Consider the following 15,340-nt stretch of genomic DNA (forward strand, 5'->3'; position numbering starts at 1 on the left):
CCTGCGCAAAGAAACCCCGATCTATATCGTCAGCGGGCTGCCGCGCTCCGGCACGTCGCTGATGATGCAAATGCTGGAGGCTGGCGGCGTACCGGTGATGGTCGACTCTGAGCGGCCGGCCGACGAGAGCAACCCGCGCGGCTACTACGAGTATGCACCGGTGAAGCGGCTGTATGCCGGCGACGCGGCGTGGCTGCGCGGCGCGCGCGGCAAGGCGGTCAAGGTGGTGTCGGCGCTGCTCAGCGCACTGCCGGCGATCCACACCTACCGCGTGATCTTCATGCAACGCCCGCTGGACGAGGTACTGCGTTCGCAGAGCGCGATGCTGACGCGGCTGAACCGCGAAACCGCAGAAACCGACGACAGGATGCTGGAAGACACTGAGCGCCACCTGTGGGCGATCGATCAGTGGCTGTCGACTCAGCGCGGCGTGTCGGCGCTGCATGTCGGCTATCACGACGTGCTGGCCGATCCGCGCGCGCAGGCCGAAGCGGTGGCGAAGTTCCTCGGCTTGAAACCCGACATCGACGCGATGGTCAAGGTGGTCGATCCGGCGCTGCACCGCGAACGCAGCGAACCGGAGTAGCCGTGGCAATCGGCACGCCCCGGCGTGTCGAATGACACTGTCGTCCGAAACGAAGACGCGACATCCTCATCCTTATAGACAATGAACCGGTCAATTGCGTACGAGGCTCGCAGCCGTGCGATGCGCGATTCGCCGGTATTTGTGCGTGTCAAATACGAGATAGAGGGTTATTCCGATGAGCAGCACCGCAACCGTACCGCATTCTGTGCCCGAGCCTCACAGCCGTCCGCTCAGCGTGCTGGCGTTCGCGTGGATCGTTACGCTCGCCGTGTCGTTCATGCCGGACATTCTGATCACCGAGCTTCGCATCGACTGGCCGATCCCGCTGCTTTGGACGAAGGTGATCGCGCTTGCCTTCTTCTTTGGGATCACGTTTGTTTGGGCCGAAGTGCGAGCGCTGCGCTTCTACTTCATTCTGTTTGCCACCCTGACGCTCGCCACCGGGCTGACAACATGGGTAGCTGGGACCGAGTTCTGGCGCGGCACGTTTACCGGCAGCGGGTTTACGGCTCGGATGCTACCTGAACAGCTGCTGCGGCTGATCGTCGCGCTGATCGTGCTGGCCGCGCTCTTTGCGATCTACCGTCGTGGCGAACGGTTCTTTTCCGCGTCGGCAACCTGAGCGCACCCGCCCGGCCTGTTCCGCTGCTGGGCATCGACGCGTCCGTCCGCTGGTCGCGGCTGGGCTGGATCTCGGCGCTGTGCATTGCGCTAGGCGTGGGGGCGTTTGTATTTCTATTTGGGAACGTGTCGCTGGGCGCGCTGGACAGCGTGATTCCGTTACTGCCGGCGGTGCTGCTCTTCGCGGCCATGAACGCCTTCAACGAAGAACTGCCGATGCGTACGGCACTGCTGGCCCCGCTGCGTGACGCTGTCGGGGCGCATCAGGCGGTCCTGATGACGGCAGCACTGTTCGGCCTGTGGCACTTCTACGGCGTGCCCTATGGCGTGCTCGGCGTCGTGATGTCCGCCGCGTTGGGCTGGTTCATCGGCAAGTGCATGGTCGAGACCGACGGCCTGTTCTGGCCATGGTTCATCCACTTCGTGCAGGACATCGTGATTTTCAGCGCGATCGCGATCGGCAGCATTACGCCGGGCGGATGACGCCGCCTACACCTGAAGCGCGAAGGTGATCCGGCTGAACGGGTCGCTTTCGACATCCGGCCCGAACAATCCCGCTGTTTCGCGGTCGACGATCAGGCGCAGGGCGTGGTACTTCTCGCGGTGTGCCCAGTCGCGCAGGGCTGTCAGCAGCACCGGGTTCATCGGCCGCGCCGACCAGCCCCACAGGTCGACGATGCGCGGGTCGTGCGGGACAGGCTGCGCGCAAATCAATACCTCATGGCCGCTGGCATTGAGTTTCACGCGACTGATGTCGCGCTGGGCGAGCTGCGGGATGACCTCCCACACCGACACCCACACCGACTCCCACAGCATTGATGCGCTTTCGGTACGCCCAAAGGTCATCAGCATGCCGTCGATCTGGTCGACGCCGGATTTGGAGTGTTCGGTAACTTGATAGAATCCTTGGCCGGCCTTGGAAGGCACAAGGTAGCGCCCGACGCGCGCTAGCGGTGCGAACCCGCGCTGGCGATAGAACTGCGCGTCGTCGCCGGTCTCGCTGGGCAGCGAGACGGTCAGACGTTTGTCGGGCAAATGGCGCGCCACGTCGCCTGCGCGGCGCAACAATGCGTCGGCGATCTCGGCGTCCGGCCCGGTCGATCCGCCGGTGACCAGATACGCCAGATGCAGATGCCCACCGAACGGCGCCGGTTCGTAGCCCGGATAGGCTTCCAGATAACCGACGATCTCGCCGCGGCGTTCCGCGACGAGCGCCAGACCGATGCCGTGGAGCAGACGTCCAAGCGCAATCGCCGCTGTCTCGACGCTCATCCACGGCCCGCCGTGCGTCCAGCGTTCATAGACAGTGAGCGAGTCGTAGGGCAAGTTTTCGACGCTGCCGCTGGCGGTCAGGCGCTGCCACACGGGAATGCGCGAGCGAAACAACATGCAGATCGCGCGCGTATCATCCAACAGCGCCTCGCGTACCGTGATCTGTTCGGCCATCAGCCGCCTGCTTCCTTGTGCGGGGCAACGGAGGGACTCGTCATGCCGAGATCTCCTGCCCATCTTTCACTGCGCTGAATGTCAGGCCGTCCTCGCCGCTTCCGACGTGGATTTCGGTGCCGGCCTCGGGGTTGGCCTTGAGCATGAACTCGGCGAGCGGCACGCGCACGAACCGCTGGATGATGCGGCGCAGCGGACGCGCGCCGTATTCCGGCTCGTCGTACTGAGTCATCATCCAGTCGACCGAGTCGTCGCCGAACGACAGCGTGATACCGCGCTCAGCCACCAGCTGCGCTTCCTTCTTGAGCTGAAGCAGCAGGATTCTGCGCAGGCTGTCGCCGTTGAGCGCGTTGAACATGACGACTTCGTCAAGGCGGTTGAGAAACTCCGGCCGGAAGTACTCGCGCACCTCGTCCATTGCGGCCTCGCGCACCTCGTCGTCAATGACCGGTACGGCAAGCTGCCTGCTGCCGAGGTTGCTGGTCAGGATGATGACCGTCTCGCTGAAGCTGACGGTGTTGCCGCGTCCGTCGGTCAGGCGGCCTTCTTCCATCATCTGCAGCAGGATGTCCATGACCTGCAAATGCGCCTTCTCGACCTCGTCGAACAGCACGAGCAGGTAAGGCTGTTTCTTGACGCGCTCGGTGAGCTGACCGCCGGCCTCGCTGTCGACGTAGCCGGACGGCGAACCGAGCAGGCGGTTGATGCTGCTTTCGTCCTTGAACTCGGACATATCCAGCGGCAGCATAGCCGACTCGCTGCCGAACATGAACTCGGCCAGCGCCTTCGCCAGCTCGGACTTGCCGACGCCGGTCGGTCCGAGAAACAGGAACGACCCGATCGGGCGCTTGGGGTCCTTGAGGCCGACGCGCGCCGCTTTGATCGCGCGGCTGACGGCGATCACGGCCTGATCCTGCCCGATGATGCGCTCCTGAATGTGCTCGACCATGCTGGCGTAGCGGCTGCGTTCGTCGGCACCCAGCTTGTTGACCGGCACGCCGGTGACCTGACTGGCGGCGAGTGTGACGTCTTCTGCGTCGAGGCGCGTGTCGGCGAGTTCGGGCCGGAACGCCAGATGCGACTGCTTGCTCATGTTGACCATCGCGGCGGTGCGGTGCATCAGATGCTCGGCGCTGCGCGGCAGCGGCAGCGCGCCCATGTAGCGCTTTGCCAGCGTGACGGCCAGCCGGATCGCTTCGTCGTCGATCTCGAGGCCGTAGTCGGCTTCGAACTTCTCTTTGCTAACGGTCACGATCGCGATCGACTCGTCAATCGACGGTTCCGGCACGCGCAGCATCTGGCTGTTCTCGGCGAGGCTGCTCACGGTGAGCAGACGGCCGTTGTATTCCTGCTCGGTGGTCGTGCCGATGATGACCGGATTATCGCTGAGGAATGCCTTCTGGAGGGTGGCGGTCGCCTTGTTGAACTCGGCCTTGGCCGGCCCGCCGAAGAAGCGGTGCAGGTGCGGCACGAATAGGATGCCGTCGCCGGCTTTGGCGAGGCCGGCGCGCACGGCGTTCAGATCGTTGTCGAGCAGGGCGGTTTCGTCCAGCGTGACCAGCGACTTGAGGCCGGTCGGCCCTTTGCCTTCGCCCATCAGCACACCGAGGCTGTAGACCAGCGTGCGCTTGCCGACGCCGTCCGGCCCGACGAGGATGACGTGGCGGTTGACCGACTGCGAGAGGATGTTCATCATGTCGCGCAGCAGCGACTCGCGGAAGTAGACCGGTTTGGCGTCGCCGGCCTTGGTCGTCGCCACGACATCGCGCGCCGTGCTGTCTTTGCGCACGATTTTGCCGGATGCGCGCGCATCTTGAATCGACTTGGGCGTCACGCCGTACTGGCGCAGGATGCCCGACGTGCTCATGCTGCTCTCGGCCAGCACTTGCAGCGCGTGATCGGTATCGACGCGGGTCTCGTTGGCTCCTTGCGCCACCGACAGCGCATCGTCCAGCATAATTACGGTCTGCCGGCTGAGCGGCACGGTCGCGCCGCCCTTGGCGAGAAAATCGAGATTGCCGGGCTGGTCGCGGTTGACGTCGACCGCCAGCTCGACCTGCCGTTCGATCTGCCGCTTCTGGAAATTGCGCGACACGCTGAGGACGTCCAACAGGCGCGCTGCCGCCGTGTCCGACTGGCGGGTCAGGGCCAGCAGGACCAGCTCGGGCGTGAGGTACGTAGCGCGGCGGTTGACCACGACCTGTGCGGCGGCGCTCATCGCCTCGGACAGGTCGCGCGAGAGCAAATCCGGATTAAGCTGTGCCATAAGTTTCGGATGTCTCCATCGGTTCGATGATGAGTTCGTCAGGTACGGATTCGCGGTCGCCGAGCACGTCCTTCACGTAGACCTCGTCCAGCAGCACCAGCAGGATCGCCATCAGCGGCACGGCGAACATGATGCCGAGGAAGCCGAAGAAAATGCCGAACACGATCTGCCCGATCAGGATCAGCACGGGCGGCATATTCATATCTTCGTTCGCCAAAATCGGCGAGACGACTTGGCTTTGCACAAAGCTGACACCGTACACGATCAGGACGATCACAAGCAGCCGGTCGGGCGTCTGCACGGCGCCGACCAGCAGAGCCGGGATCAGCGCCAGCAGCGGCCCGAAGTTCGGGATGAACGACGCCACACCGGCAATCACGCCAAGCGCCGCCCACTGCGTGCGCAGGTCGGCAAGCACAAGCAGCAAAATGCCGGTCAGTACGCCTGCGACCAGCATCGAGACGCCGGTAATCTTCAGCCATGCGCGGATGGCCTCGTCCATGCGGTTGAGGATCGTGCGCATGCGGCTGCGATACCCGACCGGCGTATAAAGGATGATACGGTCGACATAGCGTCCCGGTTCCGCCAGAAAGTACATGCTGATGAAGACGACGATCAGCGTACTGAGCAGGAAGTTGGCGACGCCGCCCAGCAGCGGGAGGACCGACCCGCCGACCGTGCCCAGCGCGGATAAAAGCTGAGTGCCGATGTCTTGCAGAACGGACTGGCTGATGTTGAGGGTCAGGCTGGGCTCGATGACGCCGACCATCTGCGCGATGGTGGGGGCGATACCGGGGCGCCGCAAGGCGCCCACAATGTCGAGCGACGCCACACCTGCCGCACCGGAGTCAAGGCCGGCGGTACTGCCGAAGATACTGGTCAGGTCGACGTTTTCGAGGAAGGGGATCTCGTTGAGGACGCGACCGCCGTCCCACCACTCCGACACGCGAGCGATGCCGGCCGGAATCGTCGTATTGAGGAGCGTGACGAACTGCTCGATGATCTGCTGGGAAGCGACCGCGGACAGAATCATCAACACAAGCACAACACCGACCAGCGTGATGATGATGGCCGTACCGCGGCCCATCTTGCGACCACCGTTGAACGGCAGTGTAATCTTCGTCAGGCGCCGGATCGGAATAGTGAAAAAGATGACCAGCACGATCGACGTGAAGGTCAGCAGCAGAATGCTGCGAATCTGCCAGAGCGCAAGGATGATGATTCCGGTCAGGAACAGCAGGAAAACCCAGTTGGACGACCACCGGTTGGTGACGGGAGTCGCGGAGTTCGGGGCTGTGGACATAGACGTTCGAGTCCTCGATTCGTGCAGCCTCTCAATGATAACGTACTTTCGCCTGTGCGAAGAAGACTGGCTACCTGCTGTTCGGGCGCTGGTTGCCCTGTGTGATCGACTGGCAGCACGCGTCAGCATGCGATGTTGCGGTGTGGGTTTGGGGGCTTGACAACGTTTCAAAAGCCTATATGCTTTAGGAATACCTAATACTATTAGGTTTACGAGGCGAAAAACCGTGAGCACCACGAGATTCCCTACACCCAAGCAGCGGCGCCAGCGCCGCCGCGACGAGATGATCGAAGCGATTGTCGAGGCGTCGCGGACCATTATGCGCGAGCACGGAGTGGCCGCTCTGAACCTCAACGAAATCGCGCGCATGTTGGGCATTCGCGCGCCGTCGCTGTACGAGTACTTCCCCAACAAGATGGCGCTCTACGACCACCTATTCCGGCTTGGGACGCGGCTCGCGCGCCAGAGCCTCGCCCATGTTGATGACGGCCCTGACGTAAACGTTTGGGAGGTTGCCGAGCGCGCCATGACGGCCTACTTCCAATGGTCGATCGACAACCCCGACCTGTTCAAACTCGTGTTCGAGCGCCACGTGCCGGGGTTCGTGCCATCGGACGACACCATGGCGGAGATGATCGAATTCCTGAAGGAAGGCACGGAGCGCATGCAGCGCGTGTTCAGGTCGCTGCCGGCGTCGCGGCGCCTGTCTGTCGAGCAGATGCGCGACATGTTCATCGCCATACAGCACGGAATCACTGCGCTGCATCTTGCCAACAGCCCCGACCTGCCATTGGGGCAGGGGCGCTACGGGGGCATGGTCCCGTTGGTGATCGCCATGCTTCAGGCCGCATGGTCGGAATAGCGAGTACACGTTGAATGTGCTGAGTCATGTGTAGGAGTCGCGCGCTGCTTGACTAGTTCGACACCGCGACACGGCTGATCCAATTCCGCAATTACGAGACGTTGTGCTAAAGGGAGAGGGGTTTGTCATGAGCCAGTCCGCCGCCATTTCCGCGTTTCCGATCGAACGTTCCGCCACGCAGCACGTCCGCGAGATTCCGCCTCTAGCGCGATCCGAGGTGATGCCACAGGCGCGGGTCGAGCTTGACCGCTTCCTCGCACTCGTCGAGCATCTCTCGCCTGACGATCTTCAACAGCGCACCGACTGTGCGCTGTGGTCGGTCAAGGACATCGTCGCGCATCAGGCCAGCCACGTGACCGGGCTCGTCAGTGTGGGCGAATGCCTTAACCAGTTCAACCCGCGTAACTACCGCGAGTACACCGCAAAGGGCATGAACACGCTCGATGCGGCCAACCAGCGGCAGGTCGACATGCGCGCGGATCGCACGCTTGCAGAGTTGATCGCCGAGATGCGCGAAAATGCCGAACCGTCGTTTGCAGGCCGGCAGCGATTCCCGTTCTTCCTGCGTTGGGTCCGAATGCCGGTGCCGGGGTTTGACGGGCGCATTAGCATCGGCTATCTGATCGACACGATCTACACCCGCGACATGTGGATGCACCGCGTCGACATCGCCCGCGTCACCGGTCGCGAAATGGTCCTGACGCCCGAGCATGACGGCCGAATTGTCGCGCTGATCGTCCGCGAGGTCGATGGGCGGCTCGGCAAGGCGCTTGGAACGACGTCGGTGACGCTCCGGTTGACCGGCCCGGCAGGCGGCGAGTGGATTGCCGGCGGCGCAAACGCACCCTCTGCACTGCTCGAATTCGACCTCGTTGAGTTCAATCGGCTTGCGTCAGGACGTACCACCGCGCAGCACGTACTCGACCACGGCTTAGTGCGCATCGATGGCGAGCGGGCAGCTGCAGAGACGGCGCTCAGGAACATCGTCGTTCTGTACTAGGTCCGACACAGCACACATCGCAATCCCCCAACTTTGGTGGGCTGTGCAGGCGCGGCATAGGGTATCAATCAGCCCGGCGTAGGTGCAGAGCATCGTCGATTGCACGTATAATCCGGAGTAGATGTTCTGCATTTCCTCTGGGGACGAAAGGGAATCGACCATGCGTCGGATACTGATGATCTTGAGCGTGCTTGCGCTGGGCGTTCTGACTGCCTGCGATACGATACAACCTACCGGCGACTCGGCGTCTGACGCCGAGTCGGCGCAGAACCAACTGCCGGCGCTGTCGCAGTACACGTCGACGGACGCCGATAATGTGAAGGATGCGCTGACGCGGGCGCTGCAAGTCGGGTCGCTGGGGACAGGTAACCTGATTGCGGCAGGCCTGATCGAACGGCTGAACAACACCGCCGACTGCCTCGGCAACGTCGGCGCGATTGCGGGACGTGTATATACGGGTCTGACTCCGCCGGTCGTCGGTGTGTTGGCCGTGGTCAACAACGAGCGCTTGACCAACAACTTCCTGCAGTGTGCGATCAATCCGGGCTTGGAGGCGCAGAACGAGGGCCGGCAGGCGCTTCAACCATGCGCCAAGAGCGGTTCGTACACCGATAACGGCATCAGCTACAGCTACATCTACGCGGCCAGCGACATCAGTATGTGCAACGCGTTCGACGGGTGGCTGGCGACCAAGAACTAGCGGGGCATTCTGAACATGCTCAACAGGGCGACTCAGTGGGTCGCCCTGTTCGATTCAACTGGATGTCACGGAGTGACGAGAACCCGCTCCAGAACGAACTGGATGAGCCAGACCACCACCGGGAGCAAGATGGCTGCGAGCACTGCGCGCGGCGTTTCCGGTCGCCACGGCCACGTCGGAATGGCCGACAGGGTTCTCTGTTCGGTCTGCAAGCCGTCAATGGCCCGGTTCAGGTTCTCGATATTCGTTAGGTCGTCCGCTTCGATGCGGCGGTGCAGTTCGGCAAACGTCGACTCCATGAGGCGCGCGTTTTCGCGCAGTCGCGCATCTTTTTCGCGCTCCATCAGCCGGTGGACGCCGAGCAGCGGCCACACAAATGTGAATGCCACAACGGCCATCGAAGCGAAGCGAACGATTGTCCACACGGCGGAGTCTGAAAACCCGGCAAGGATGAATACCGGCGAATACATGGCGAGGGCAACGCCGACTGCCGTGCGCGCACTAACGCCGGAAAATGCGTACAGCGGGCCGAGGTTATAGAGGTCGACTCGTGTAAGGCGGTAGATTCGGCTGATCACCCGAAGCTGATGGATGATGTGATACGTGAACGTGCCCACGATGATCCAGTTCACGAAGTAGCCGATACTGTTATACGCAACAGATAGTGTTGTCGTTCCCATCCCAACGATGTTGAGCTGTTCCACGATCGGTGTGCCAGCGATCAGCGTGATGACCGCGACGGCAACCCCGCAAAGCCCGGCCACCAGAGTCCGCCTAGCCGGAAGCGTGGTCAGGCGATACTCCAGCGACTTGACCGCCGCGCTTTCGGTGTCAATCGCAGCGGAGTATGCGACCCAAGCACGCGCCGCCGATCGGTCTAGAAAGTGCATCAGGCCGACAAAGTAGACCGCGATCAGCGTAAAGTAGATGTGGTAGGCGCTGAATGTTCCAACATGATAGGTTCCCGCCTGCCACTGTATCGCGCTCTGGATGATGACCAGCACGAGGGCAATCAGGGCGTAAAATGCGGCAGGCGGGTAGGATTGCCTATCCACCCACTCGGTGAGTCGGTCAATCCAACTGGGCGCATAGGGTAAGGGCTCGATCTGCCGTGAATCCGCGGGCGTTACCGAAACCGAATCGTCCATATCGAATCACCCATAGTGCGGAGCTTCTGTCGCGCTGCGCTTCAGACAGATGGTAAGTGCTTCGGCAATCAACATGAAGATCACCGCACCATCTGCCTTTCGACCAGCCCGGCAGCATACGTCAGCCACAGACTATATTGCGAATCGATTGAACGTGCCACGAACGCAGCAAGGGGCAGCACGCGTGACCGCTTATATTCCTCCTATACAACCCCGGCTTCACCTAAGGCGTACATAAAGAAATCACGGATCGCACATCTTGTCCGTGTACAATCCATTCGACGCTTGTGAAGGGAAATACAAACATGCGCGTCATCGTCCATACGGGTAAAGGTGGCGTAGGCAAGACATCGATCAGCGCGGCGACCGCGCTGCGTTGCGCTCAACTGGGCTTGAAGACCATCGTCATCAGCACGGACACCGCCCACAGCCTCGCCGACTCGCTCGAAGCCAAGATCGGCCCCGAGCCGGTTCAGATTCGCGAAAACCTGTGGGCGCAGGAAGTCGACGCCCGCTACTCGATGGAGAAGTACTGGGGGCGCTTCCAGAAGTATCTGGTGGCGCTGTTCAGCAAGAACGGCATCGACGACATCGTGGCCGAAGAGGTCACGCTGCTGCCGGGTCTCGAAGAGGGCGCTCACTTGCTGTGGATTAACAAGTACATGGAGGACGGCTTCTTCGACGTGCTGATCGTCGATGCCGCGCCAACCGCCGAAACGCTGCGCCTGCTCAGCCTGCCGGACGTCACACGGTGGTGGGTGGAACGCGTGCTGACGCTCACACGCGGCGTCAGCCGGGTGCTGAGGCCAATCGGGCGGGTGCTGGGCCGCAGCATGGACAGCGTGCCGGACGAACAGTCGTTCGATCAGGTCAAATCGCTGTTCGACACGCTCGACAAGATCCGCGGCGTGCTGGCCGACCCGTCGATCAGCAGTGTGCGGCTCGTCGTCAACCCGGAGAAGATGGTCATCAAGGAGACGCAGCGGACGTACACGTACCTGAATCTGTACGGCTACGCGACCGACGCAATCCTGTGCAACCGGATCATCCCCGACGAGGTGACCGATCCGTACTTCACCATGTGGAAGGCCAATCAGAAAGAGAACATCGAGTTCATCAGCGAGGCGTTCGGCGGCTTGCCGATGCTGAAAGCCCCGATGTTCAACGGCGAGATCAGCGGGCCGGAGCGGCTCGAGATGCTGGCGCAGGAATTGTACGGCGACACCAACCCGGCCGATTACCTGTTCGACGGGCAAACGCACCGTATCGAGAAGGCCGACGACGGCACCTACCGCCTGATCGTCCCGCTGCCGTTCGCCGAGAAGTCCGACATGGACTTGTACCGTTCGCGCGACGAATTGACCCTGCGAGTAGGGCCGTATCGCCGCAATATCGTCCTGCCGTATGCGCTGTGGGACCTCGAGGTCGCTGATGCAAAGTTTATCGACCAGAACCTCAACATCCGTTTCGCTGCACGACAGCCCGACGGCGACAAACAACCCGCCTGACCGGGTGACAGCGACCAGCAGCGACGGCATGGCGACCGGCATGTACGGCGCTGTCGACCAACTGCGCGGTCGCCCGCAAACTCCACCCGAACGCACCGAGCCGGAGCGCCCGCCGCACTCCGGCTTTGTGCCGGTGGCCGCAGGCAGCACCGTCCCCGCCAGTATCGCGGACGTCCCGCGCGGGCGCTCGATCACGAACCAGTACCGTTTCGTGATGGTGCTGCTGTGGGCGGCGCAGCTGTTCGCCCGCGTGCTGTTCTGGCAAATCTACATGCGCAAGATCGTACCCGGCTACGTCGAACGGACGAACCCGCAGCGGTGGGTGCGCTATGCCAAACAGTTCCGGCGGTTTGCGCTGGCGCGGGCCGGGCTGTTCATCAAGCTCGGCCAGTTCATCAGCACACGCCTCGACGCGCTGCCGGAGGCGGTGATCCGCGAACTGGAGAGCTTGCAGGACGAAGTGACGGTCGTGCCGTATCATCAGGTTCGCCGGACGCTCGAACGCGAACTCGGCCCAATCGACACTCACTTCGAATGGTTCCGCGAAGAACCGGTCGGCGCGGCGTCGTTGGGGCAGGCGCACCGCGCCAAGCTCAAGACCGGCGAGCGAGTGGTCGTGAAGGTACAGCGACCGGGCATTCGCGGCATTTGCTACACCGACATCGTCGCGCTGCAGATCATTGCGTGGGTGGCGGACAAGTTCGCGTTCATCAACCGCCGCGCCGACGCACCGGCGCTGGTGCGCGAGTTCGGTACGGTCGTGCTAGAAGAACTCAGCTACTACCACGAGGCCGGCAACGCGCATAAGTTCGCCGCGATGTACGAGACCGACCCCGGCGTGTACATCCCGGAGGTCTACGACGACCTCAGCACCGACATCGTGATGACGATGGAGGACGTGACCAGCATCAAGATTAGCGACTTCGCGGCGCTGGAAGCCGCGGGGATTAGCCGCAAAGCGGTTGCCGAGCGCCTGATGGACACGTACCTCAAGCAGATCTTCGAGCACTTCTTCTTCCACGCCGACCCGCACCCCGGCAACCTGTTTATCTATCCGCTGCCGGTGGACGATCCGACGCCGTATATCAAGGCCAAGGGCGGGCGGCCGTTCTACCTGATCTTCATCGACTTTGGCATGACGGGCCGGCTGACGCGCGAGATCGCCAGCGGTATGGTCGACACGCTCAACGCGGTCATCATGCGCGACCCGCACAAGCTGGTGCGCAGCTACAGCGAATTGGGGTTCATTCTGCCCGGCGCCGACCTCGACCGCATCGAAGAGGCGGCGAAGGCGGCCTTCGACGAGGTGTGGGGCATGAGCCTCACCGAAATTCGCGATATGGACTTCGATCGCGCCGCCAACCTCGCCGGCGAGTTCAGCGACCTGATCAAGTCGATGCCGTTCTACCTGCCACAGGACTTCATTTACCTCGGCCGTACGATCAGCATCCTGAGCGGCATGAGCACCCAGCTCGACAGCAGCTTCAACCCGTGGACGGAACTCGAGCCGTACGCGCAGCGTCTGGCGCTGCAGGGATTCGGTGCGCCGGTCAGCTTCAACGCGGGGGACAAGACCGGCTGGGAATTGGCGCGCACGCTGTTTAACGGCGGGGGCGGGCAGGTGCTTCAACTTGCCCAGCAGGCCGTCCTGAGGCAGTTCCCGACGCTAAACAACGCCGTCGAAGTGCTGACGCGATTGAACGCCGGCGACCTGCGCGTGATCAGCGAGCCGAGCAGCGCGTACAAGGCGCAAATGCGGTCGCTCGAAAGCGCCCAACGCGCGACGAGCCGAGCGGTCGTGTTCGGGTCGGTGCTGGTGGCCTCGACGCTGTTGCTCACGGCGGGCGCGGCAGTGCCCGCGGCTATCGGCTACGGCTTCTGCGGCGTATCCGCCCTGTACGGATGGTTCAAGCGGTAAGTGGTCAGGAGTCAGGAGCCAGTAGTCAGTAACAAGCTGAATGGAGGGACACGGCACCTCCGTGTCGGGTAATCACGGGCTTGAACCCCAGAGGCCGCAGACCTCACCCCAAGCCCCTCTCCGAGCGGAAAGGGGCTTTCGTGTCCAGCACGTGTCTTTCTCACCTCTCTCGACCTACCGGCGCACCGTAGGTCGAGAGATCGGGATGCAGCGGCGCAGGAGAGTTCCGCACCAGTGAAGGAAAGAATCACGCGATTCGACTCAGTTAAGGTACCCGATCATAGACATAAAGCAGCCCATGTGTCCACAGGGGAATGGCACTAGCAGCGTGGCGCACGTGCTCCAATTCCAGGAAGGTCACTTGGAGCCCGGAGTACGATTGCTCTTGGAGCGCGTCATAGGTCCGCCGCGCGTCGCGTGCCCCCACGGCAGCTGCTCCAAGAAAGAGCCTGGTCGGTTCACCAGTCGGTTCGGCTCCAAAGACAGAGCTCAAGCCGGCGAGTTTCTCCGGTTCATAGGTTGTGACTCCTGTTGCCACGTAGCGCCCAAACAACTCGGGGCGATTGACCAAGACATACATGACAAACTTGCCGCCGACGTCATGTCCCATCAGCGTCCGCTGAATTGGTGTCGATTCTGTCCGGTACTGCGCGTCGACAAGGGCAATGAGCTCGTCGCCAACGAAATCTAGGAAGGGGCCCGGAGAGCTGGCCATGTCAGACACTCGCTGATTGATGAAGTCTTCGGTATATCCTATTGCAACGACGATGAAGGGTGGCAGTTCGTTCACGCCATCAGTGAGCCAGTTCAAGTTATGCATCGCCCCGAATAGTATGTTTCCATCGAGGACGTAGACCACCGAATAGCGAGTGTCGGCATTGGCGGCGTCGAAGTAGGTCTCCGGCAGTGAAACGAAGATTTGGTACTCGCGGCCGGTGATCTCGGATGTGATGTTGAACGTCTCGGTGTTCGGCAGCGTGACCTGTGGTTGGCCATCGCCGATGATGTCAGCGTCCGACGTGGTCTGGTCGGTCTGATCCTGTGTGCCGCTGGCTACCAGCCAGAGATTGTCAGGCGGACGGATTGACAGCAGAGCAGTGATCGCGGGGATAACGAGCGCAATTGCCGCCCATCGTGCGAGCTGGCGGAAACGAGGTATGGACTTGCGCGAATCACGGTGGGGAAGCGCGATCGTGGTCATGGCGTCAGGTTTCCTTCCATTCGAGTTTGCATGCGAAAGACGCGCGACGAGCATAGCTTCGAGGGCGTCCGCCGTAGCCGCGTCCGGCGTCTGGCGAAGTTCCTCGAAAAGCTGCTCAACCCGATCGTTGGGGCCGTCCTGCTGGATGTCGTTCATTCATGTTCCCCAATTTCAACGTTCCACAGCACGGGCTCGGAGTGAAGGTTGCGACGCAGGTGTTTGACCGCGCGGTTGAGCGTAGATGCTACCGTCCGCTCGTTAATCTCGAGGACGACGGCAATGTCCCGGTTGCGCACCTCGCCGAAATACCGCAGCGTGATCACCTCCTGCTCGCGGGGCGTCAGGCGTGCGATCAAACGGCGCAGCGCCGCGAATCGCTCCTTACGCTCTACCTCGTGTTCCGGCCTCGCGTCCTCGCCGGCGATGTCCGGAACATCGTCGATGGGGACATCACGCAAGCGGTGTTTCTTGACGTGCCGCACGGCCTCGTGATAAGCGATTCGGAACACCCATGCGCTAAACGAACCCAGCCCGCGGTATTCATAGCCCGCGAGGCCATTGACGATACGCATGAACACATCCTGCGTGACAACGTCTGCATCGTGACTGCTGTCCACGCGCGACGCCACGTAGGCAAACACGCGCGGGTGATAGCGCCGGAACAGAACGTGGAACGCCTGTCCGTGTGCGTTGTGCCGCGCCGCCTCGACTAAGAGGGCATCATCATGGGAAGAGTCCGGGTCGCTCAGCGTAACTGCCCTTTGCTGCTCTACGCGTCGAA

Annotated in this window: 14 protein-coding genes; 8 read left to right on the top strand and 6 right to left on the bottom strand. The window is 62.1% G+C overall.

What is annotated here, in order from left to right; all coding sequences use genetic code 11:
• The first annotated feature begins 1 nt into the window (after position 1).
• From IPM16_21645 to IPM16_21655, 3 genes are all read left to right on the top strand, one after another.
• A complete protein-coding gene (locus tag IPM16_21645) occupies positions 2 to 586 on the top strand; it encodes a sulfotransferase family protein (GenBank protein MBK9125709.1) in 585 nt (194 codons plus the stop codon).
• A gap of 175 nt (positions 587 to 761) precedes the next feature.
• Entirely contained in the window at positions 762 to 1,208 is a 447-nt protein-coding gene (locus IPM16_21650) for a hypothetical protein (protein MBK9125710.1), read from the top strand.
• A gap of 149 nt (positions 1,209 to 1,357) precedes the next feature.
• Complete coding sequence (locus tag IPM16_21655) at positions 1,358 to 1,690, top strand: CPBP family intramembrane metalloprotease (GenBank protein ID MBK9125711.1); 333 nt, start codon at positions 1,358 to 1,360, stop codon at positions 1,688 to 1,690.
• 6 nt (positions 1,691 to 1,696) lie between these two features.
• On the opposite strand, the gene IPM16_21660 is transcribed toward IPM16_21655, so the two are convergent.
• From IPM16_21660 to IPM16_21670, 3 genes are read right to left on the bottom strand one after another with little or no spacing between them, the layout of a single operon-like run.
• Positions 1,697 to 2,653, bottom strand: a complete 957-nt coding sequence (locus IPM16_21660) for a hypothetical protein (GenBank protein MBK9125712.1) — start codon at positions 2,651 to 2,653, stop codon at positions 1,697 to 1,699.
• A gap of 40 nt (positions 2,654 to 2,693) precedes the next feature.
• Entirely contained in the window at positions 2,694 to 4,919 is a 2,226-nt protein-coding gene (locus IPM16_21665; protein MBK9125713.1) for an ATP-dependent Clp protease ATP-binding subunit, read from the bottom strand.
• A complete protein-coding gene (locus IPM16_21670; protein ID MBK9125714.1) occupies positions 4,906 to 6,222 on the bottom strand; it encodes an AI-2E family transporter in 1,317 nt (438 codons plus the stop codon). The genes IPM16_21665 and IPM16_21670 overlap by 14 nt, the downstream gene beginning before the upstream one ends.
• A 226-nt stretch (positions 6,223 to 6,448) precedes the next feature.
• Here IPM16_21670 and IPM16_21675 point away from each other — a divergent pair, with 226 nt between their 5' ends.
• The 3 genes from IPM16_21675 (at position 6,449) to IPM16_21685 (ending at position 8,784) form a co-directional block, all read left to right on the top strand.
• Positions 6,449 to 7,084 (top strand): TetR/AcrR family transcriptional regulator, encoded by a 636-nt coding sequence (locus IPM16_21675; protein ID MBK9125715.1) that lies wholly within the window; start codon positions 6,449 to 6,451, stop codon positions 7,082 to 7,084.
• Positions 7,085 to 7,211: 127 nt separating this feature from the next.
• A complete protein-coding gene (locus tag IPM16_21680) occupies positions 7,212 to 8,084 on the top strand; it encodes a maleylpyruvate isomerase family mycothiol-dependent enzyme (protein ID MBK9125716.1) in 873 nt (290 codons plus the stop codon).
• A 160-nt stretch (positions 8,085 to 8,244) separates the two neighbouring features.
• Positions 8,245 to 8,784, top strand: coding sequence for a hypothetical protein (locus tag IPM16_21685; protein MBK9125717.1), 540 nt, complete (start codon positions 8,245 to 8,247; stop codon positions 8,782 to 8,784).
• A 65-nt stretch (positions 8,785 to 8,849) separates the two neighbouring features.
• Here the strand turns inward: IPM16_21685 and IPM16_21690 are convergent, their stop codons facing one another.
• A complete protein-coding gene (locus IPM16_21690; protein MBK9125718.1) occupies positions 8,850 to 9,932 on the bottom strand; it encodes a hypothetical protein in 1,083 nt (360 codons plus the stop codon).
• 305 nt (positions 9,933 to 10,237) lie between these two features.
• On the opposite strand from IPM16_21690, the gene IPM16_21695 reads away from it, so the two are divergent.
• Positions 10,238 to 11,440, top strand: a complete 1,203-nt coding sequence (locus tag IPM16_21695) for an ArsA family ATPase (GenBank protein ID MBK9125719.1) — start codon at positions 10,238 to 10,240, stop codon at positions 11,438 to 11,440.
• Positions 11,364 to 13,358, top strand: coding sequence for an AarF/ABC1/UbiB kinase family protein (locus IPM16_21700; GenBank protein ID MBK9125720.1), 1,995 nt, complete (start codon positions 11,364 to 11,366; stop codon positions 13,356 to 13,358). Before IPM16_21695 ends, IPM16_21700 begins: the two co-directional genes overlap by 77 nt.
• 265 nt (positions 13,359 to 13,623) lie before the next feature.
• Here IPM16_21700 and IPM16_21705 read toward each other — a convergent pair whose 3' ends face one another.
• Together IPM16_21705 and IPM16_21710 are read right to left on the bottom strand one after the other, a co-directional pair.
• Complete coding sequence (locus IPM16_21705) at positions 13,624 to 14,715, bottom strand: alpha/beta hydrolase (GenBank protein MBK9125721.1); 1,092 nt, start codon at positions 14,713 to 14,715, stop codon at positions 13,624 to 13,626.
• A complete protein-coding gene (locus IPM16_21710) occupies positions 14,712 to 15,200 on the bottom strand; it encodes a sigma-70 family RNA polymerase sigma factor (GenBank protein ID MBK9125722.1) in 489 nt (162 codons plus the stop codon). Before IPM16_21710 ends, IPM16_21705 begins: the two co-directional genes overlap by 4 nt.
• Positions 15,201 to 15,340: the final 140 nt, after the last annotated feature.

It is taken from the genome of Candidatus Flexicrinis affinis, assembly GCA_016716525.1.
Taxonomy (GTDB): Bacteria; Chloroflexota; Anaerolineae; order Aggregatilineales; family Phototrophicaceae; genus Flexicrinis; species Flexicrinis affinis.

What these genes read in the sequence shown, in the direction of transcription:
- IPM16_21650 (MBK9125710.1), top strand. Translation starts at nt 762, where the DNA reads ATGAGCAGCACCGCAACCGTACCGCATTCTGTGCCCGAGCCTCACAGC.
- IPM16_21660 (MBK9125712.1), bottom strand. Translation starts at nt 2,653, where the DNA reads ATGGCCGAACAGATCACGGTACGCGAGGCGCTGTTGGATGATACGCGC.
- IPM16_21665 (MBK9125713.1), bottom strand. Translation starts at nt 4,919, where the DNA reads ATGGCACAGCTTAATCCGGATTTGCTCTCGCGCGACCTGTCCGAGGCG.
- IPM16_21670 (MBK9125714.1), bottom strand. Translation starts at nt 6,222, where the DNA reads ATGTCCACAGCCCCGAACTCCGCGACTCCCGTCACCAACCGGTGGTCG.
- IPM16_21680 (MBK9125716.1), top strand. Translation starts at nt 7,212, where the DNA reads ATGAGCCAGTCCGCCGCCATTTCCGCGTTTCCGATCGAACGTTCCGCC.
- IPM16_21685 (MBK9125717.1), top strand. Translation starts at nt 8,245, where the DNA reads ATGCGTCGGATACTGATGATCTTGAGCGTGCTTGCGCTGGGCGTTCTG.
- IPM16_21690 (MBK9125718.1), bottom strand. Translation starts at nt 9,932, where the DNA reads ATGGACGATTCGGTTTCGGTAACGCCCGCGGATTCACGGCAGATCGAG.
- IPM16_21695 (MBK9125719.1), top strand. Translation starts at nt 10,238, where the DNA reads ATGCGCGTCATCGTCCATACGGGTAAAGGTGGCGTAGGCAAGACATCG.
- IPM16_21700 (MBK9125720.1), top strand. Translation starts at nt 11,364, where the DNA reads ATGCAAAGTTTATCGACCAGAACCTCAACATCCGTTTCGCTGCACGAC.
- IPM16_21705 (MBK9125721.1), bottom strand. Translation starts at nt 14,715, where the DNA reads ATGAACGACATCCAGCAGGACGGCCCCAACGATCGGGTTGAGCAGCTT.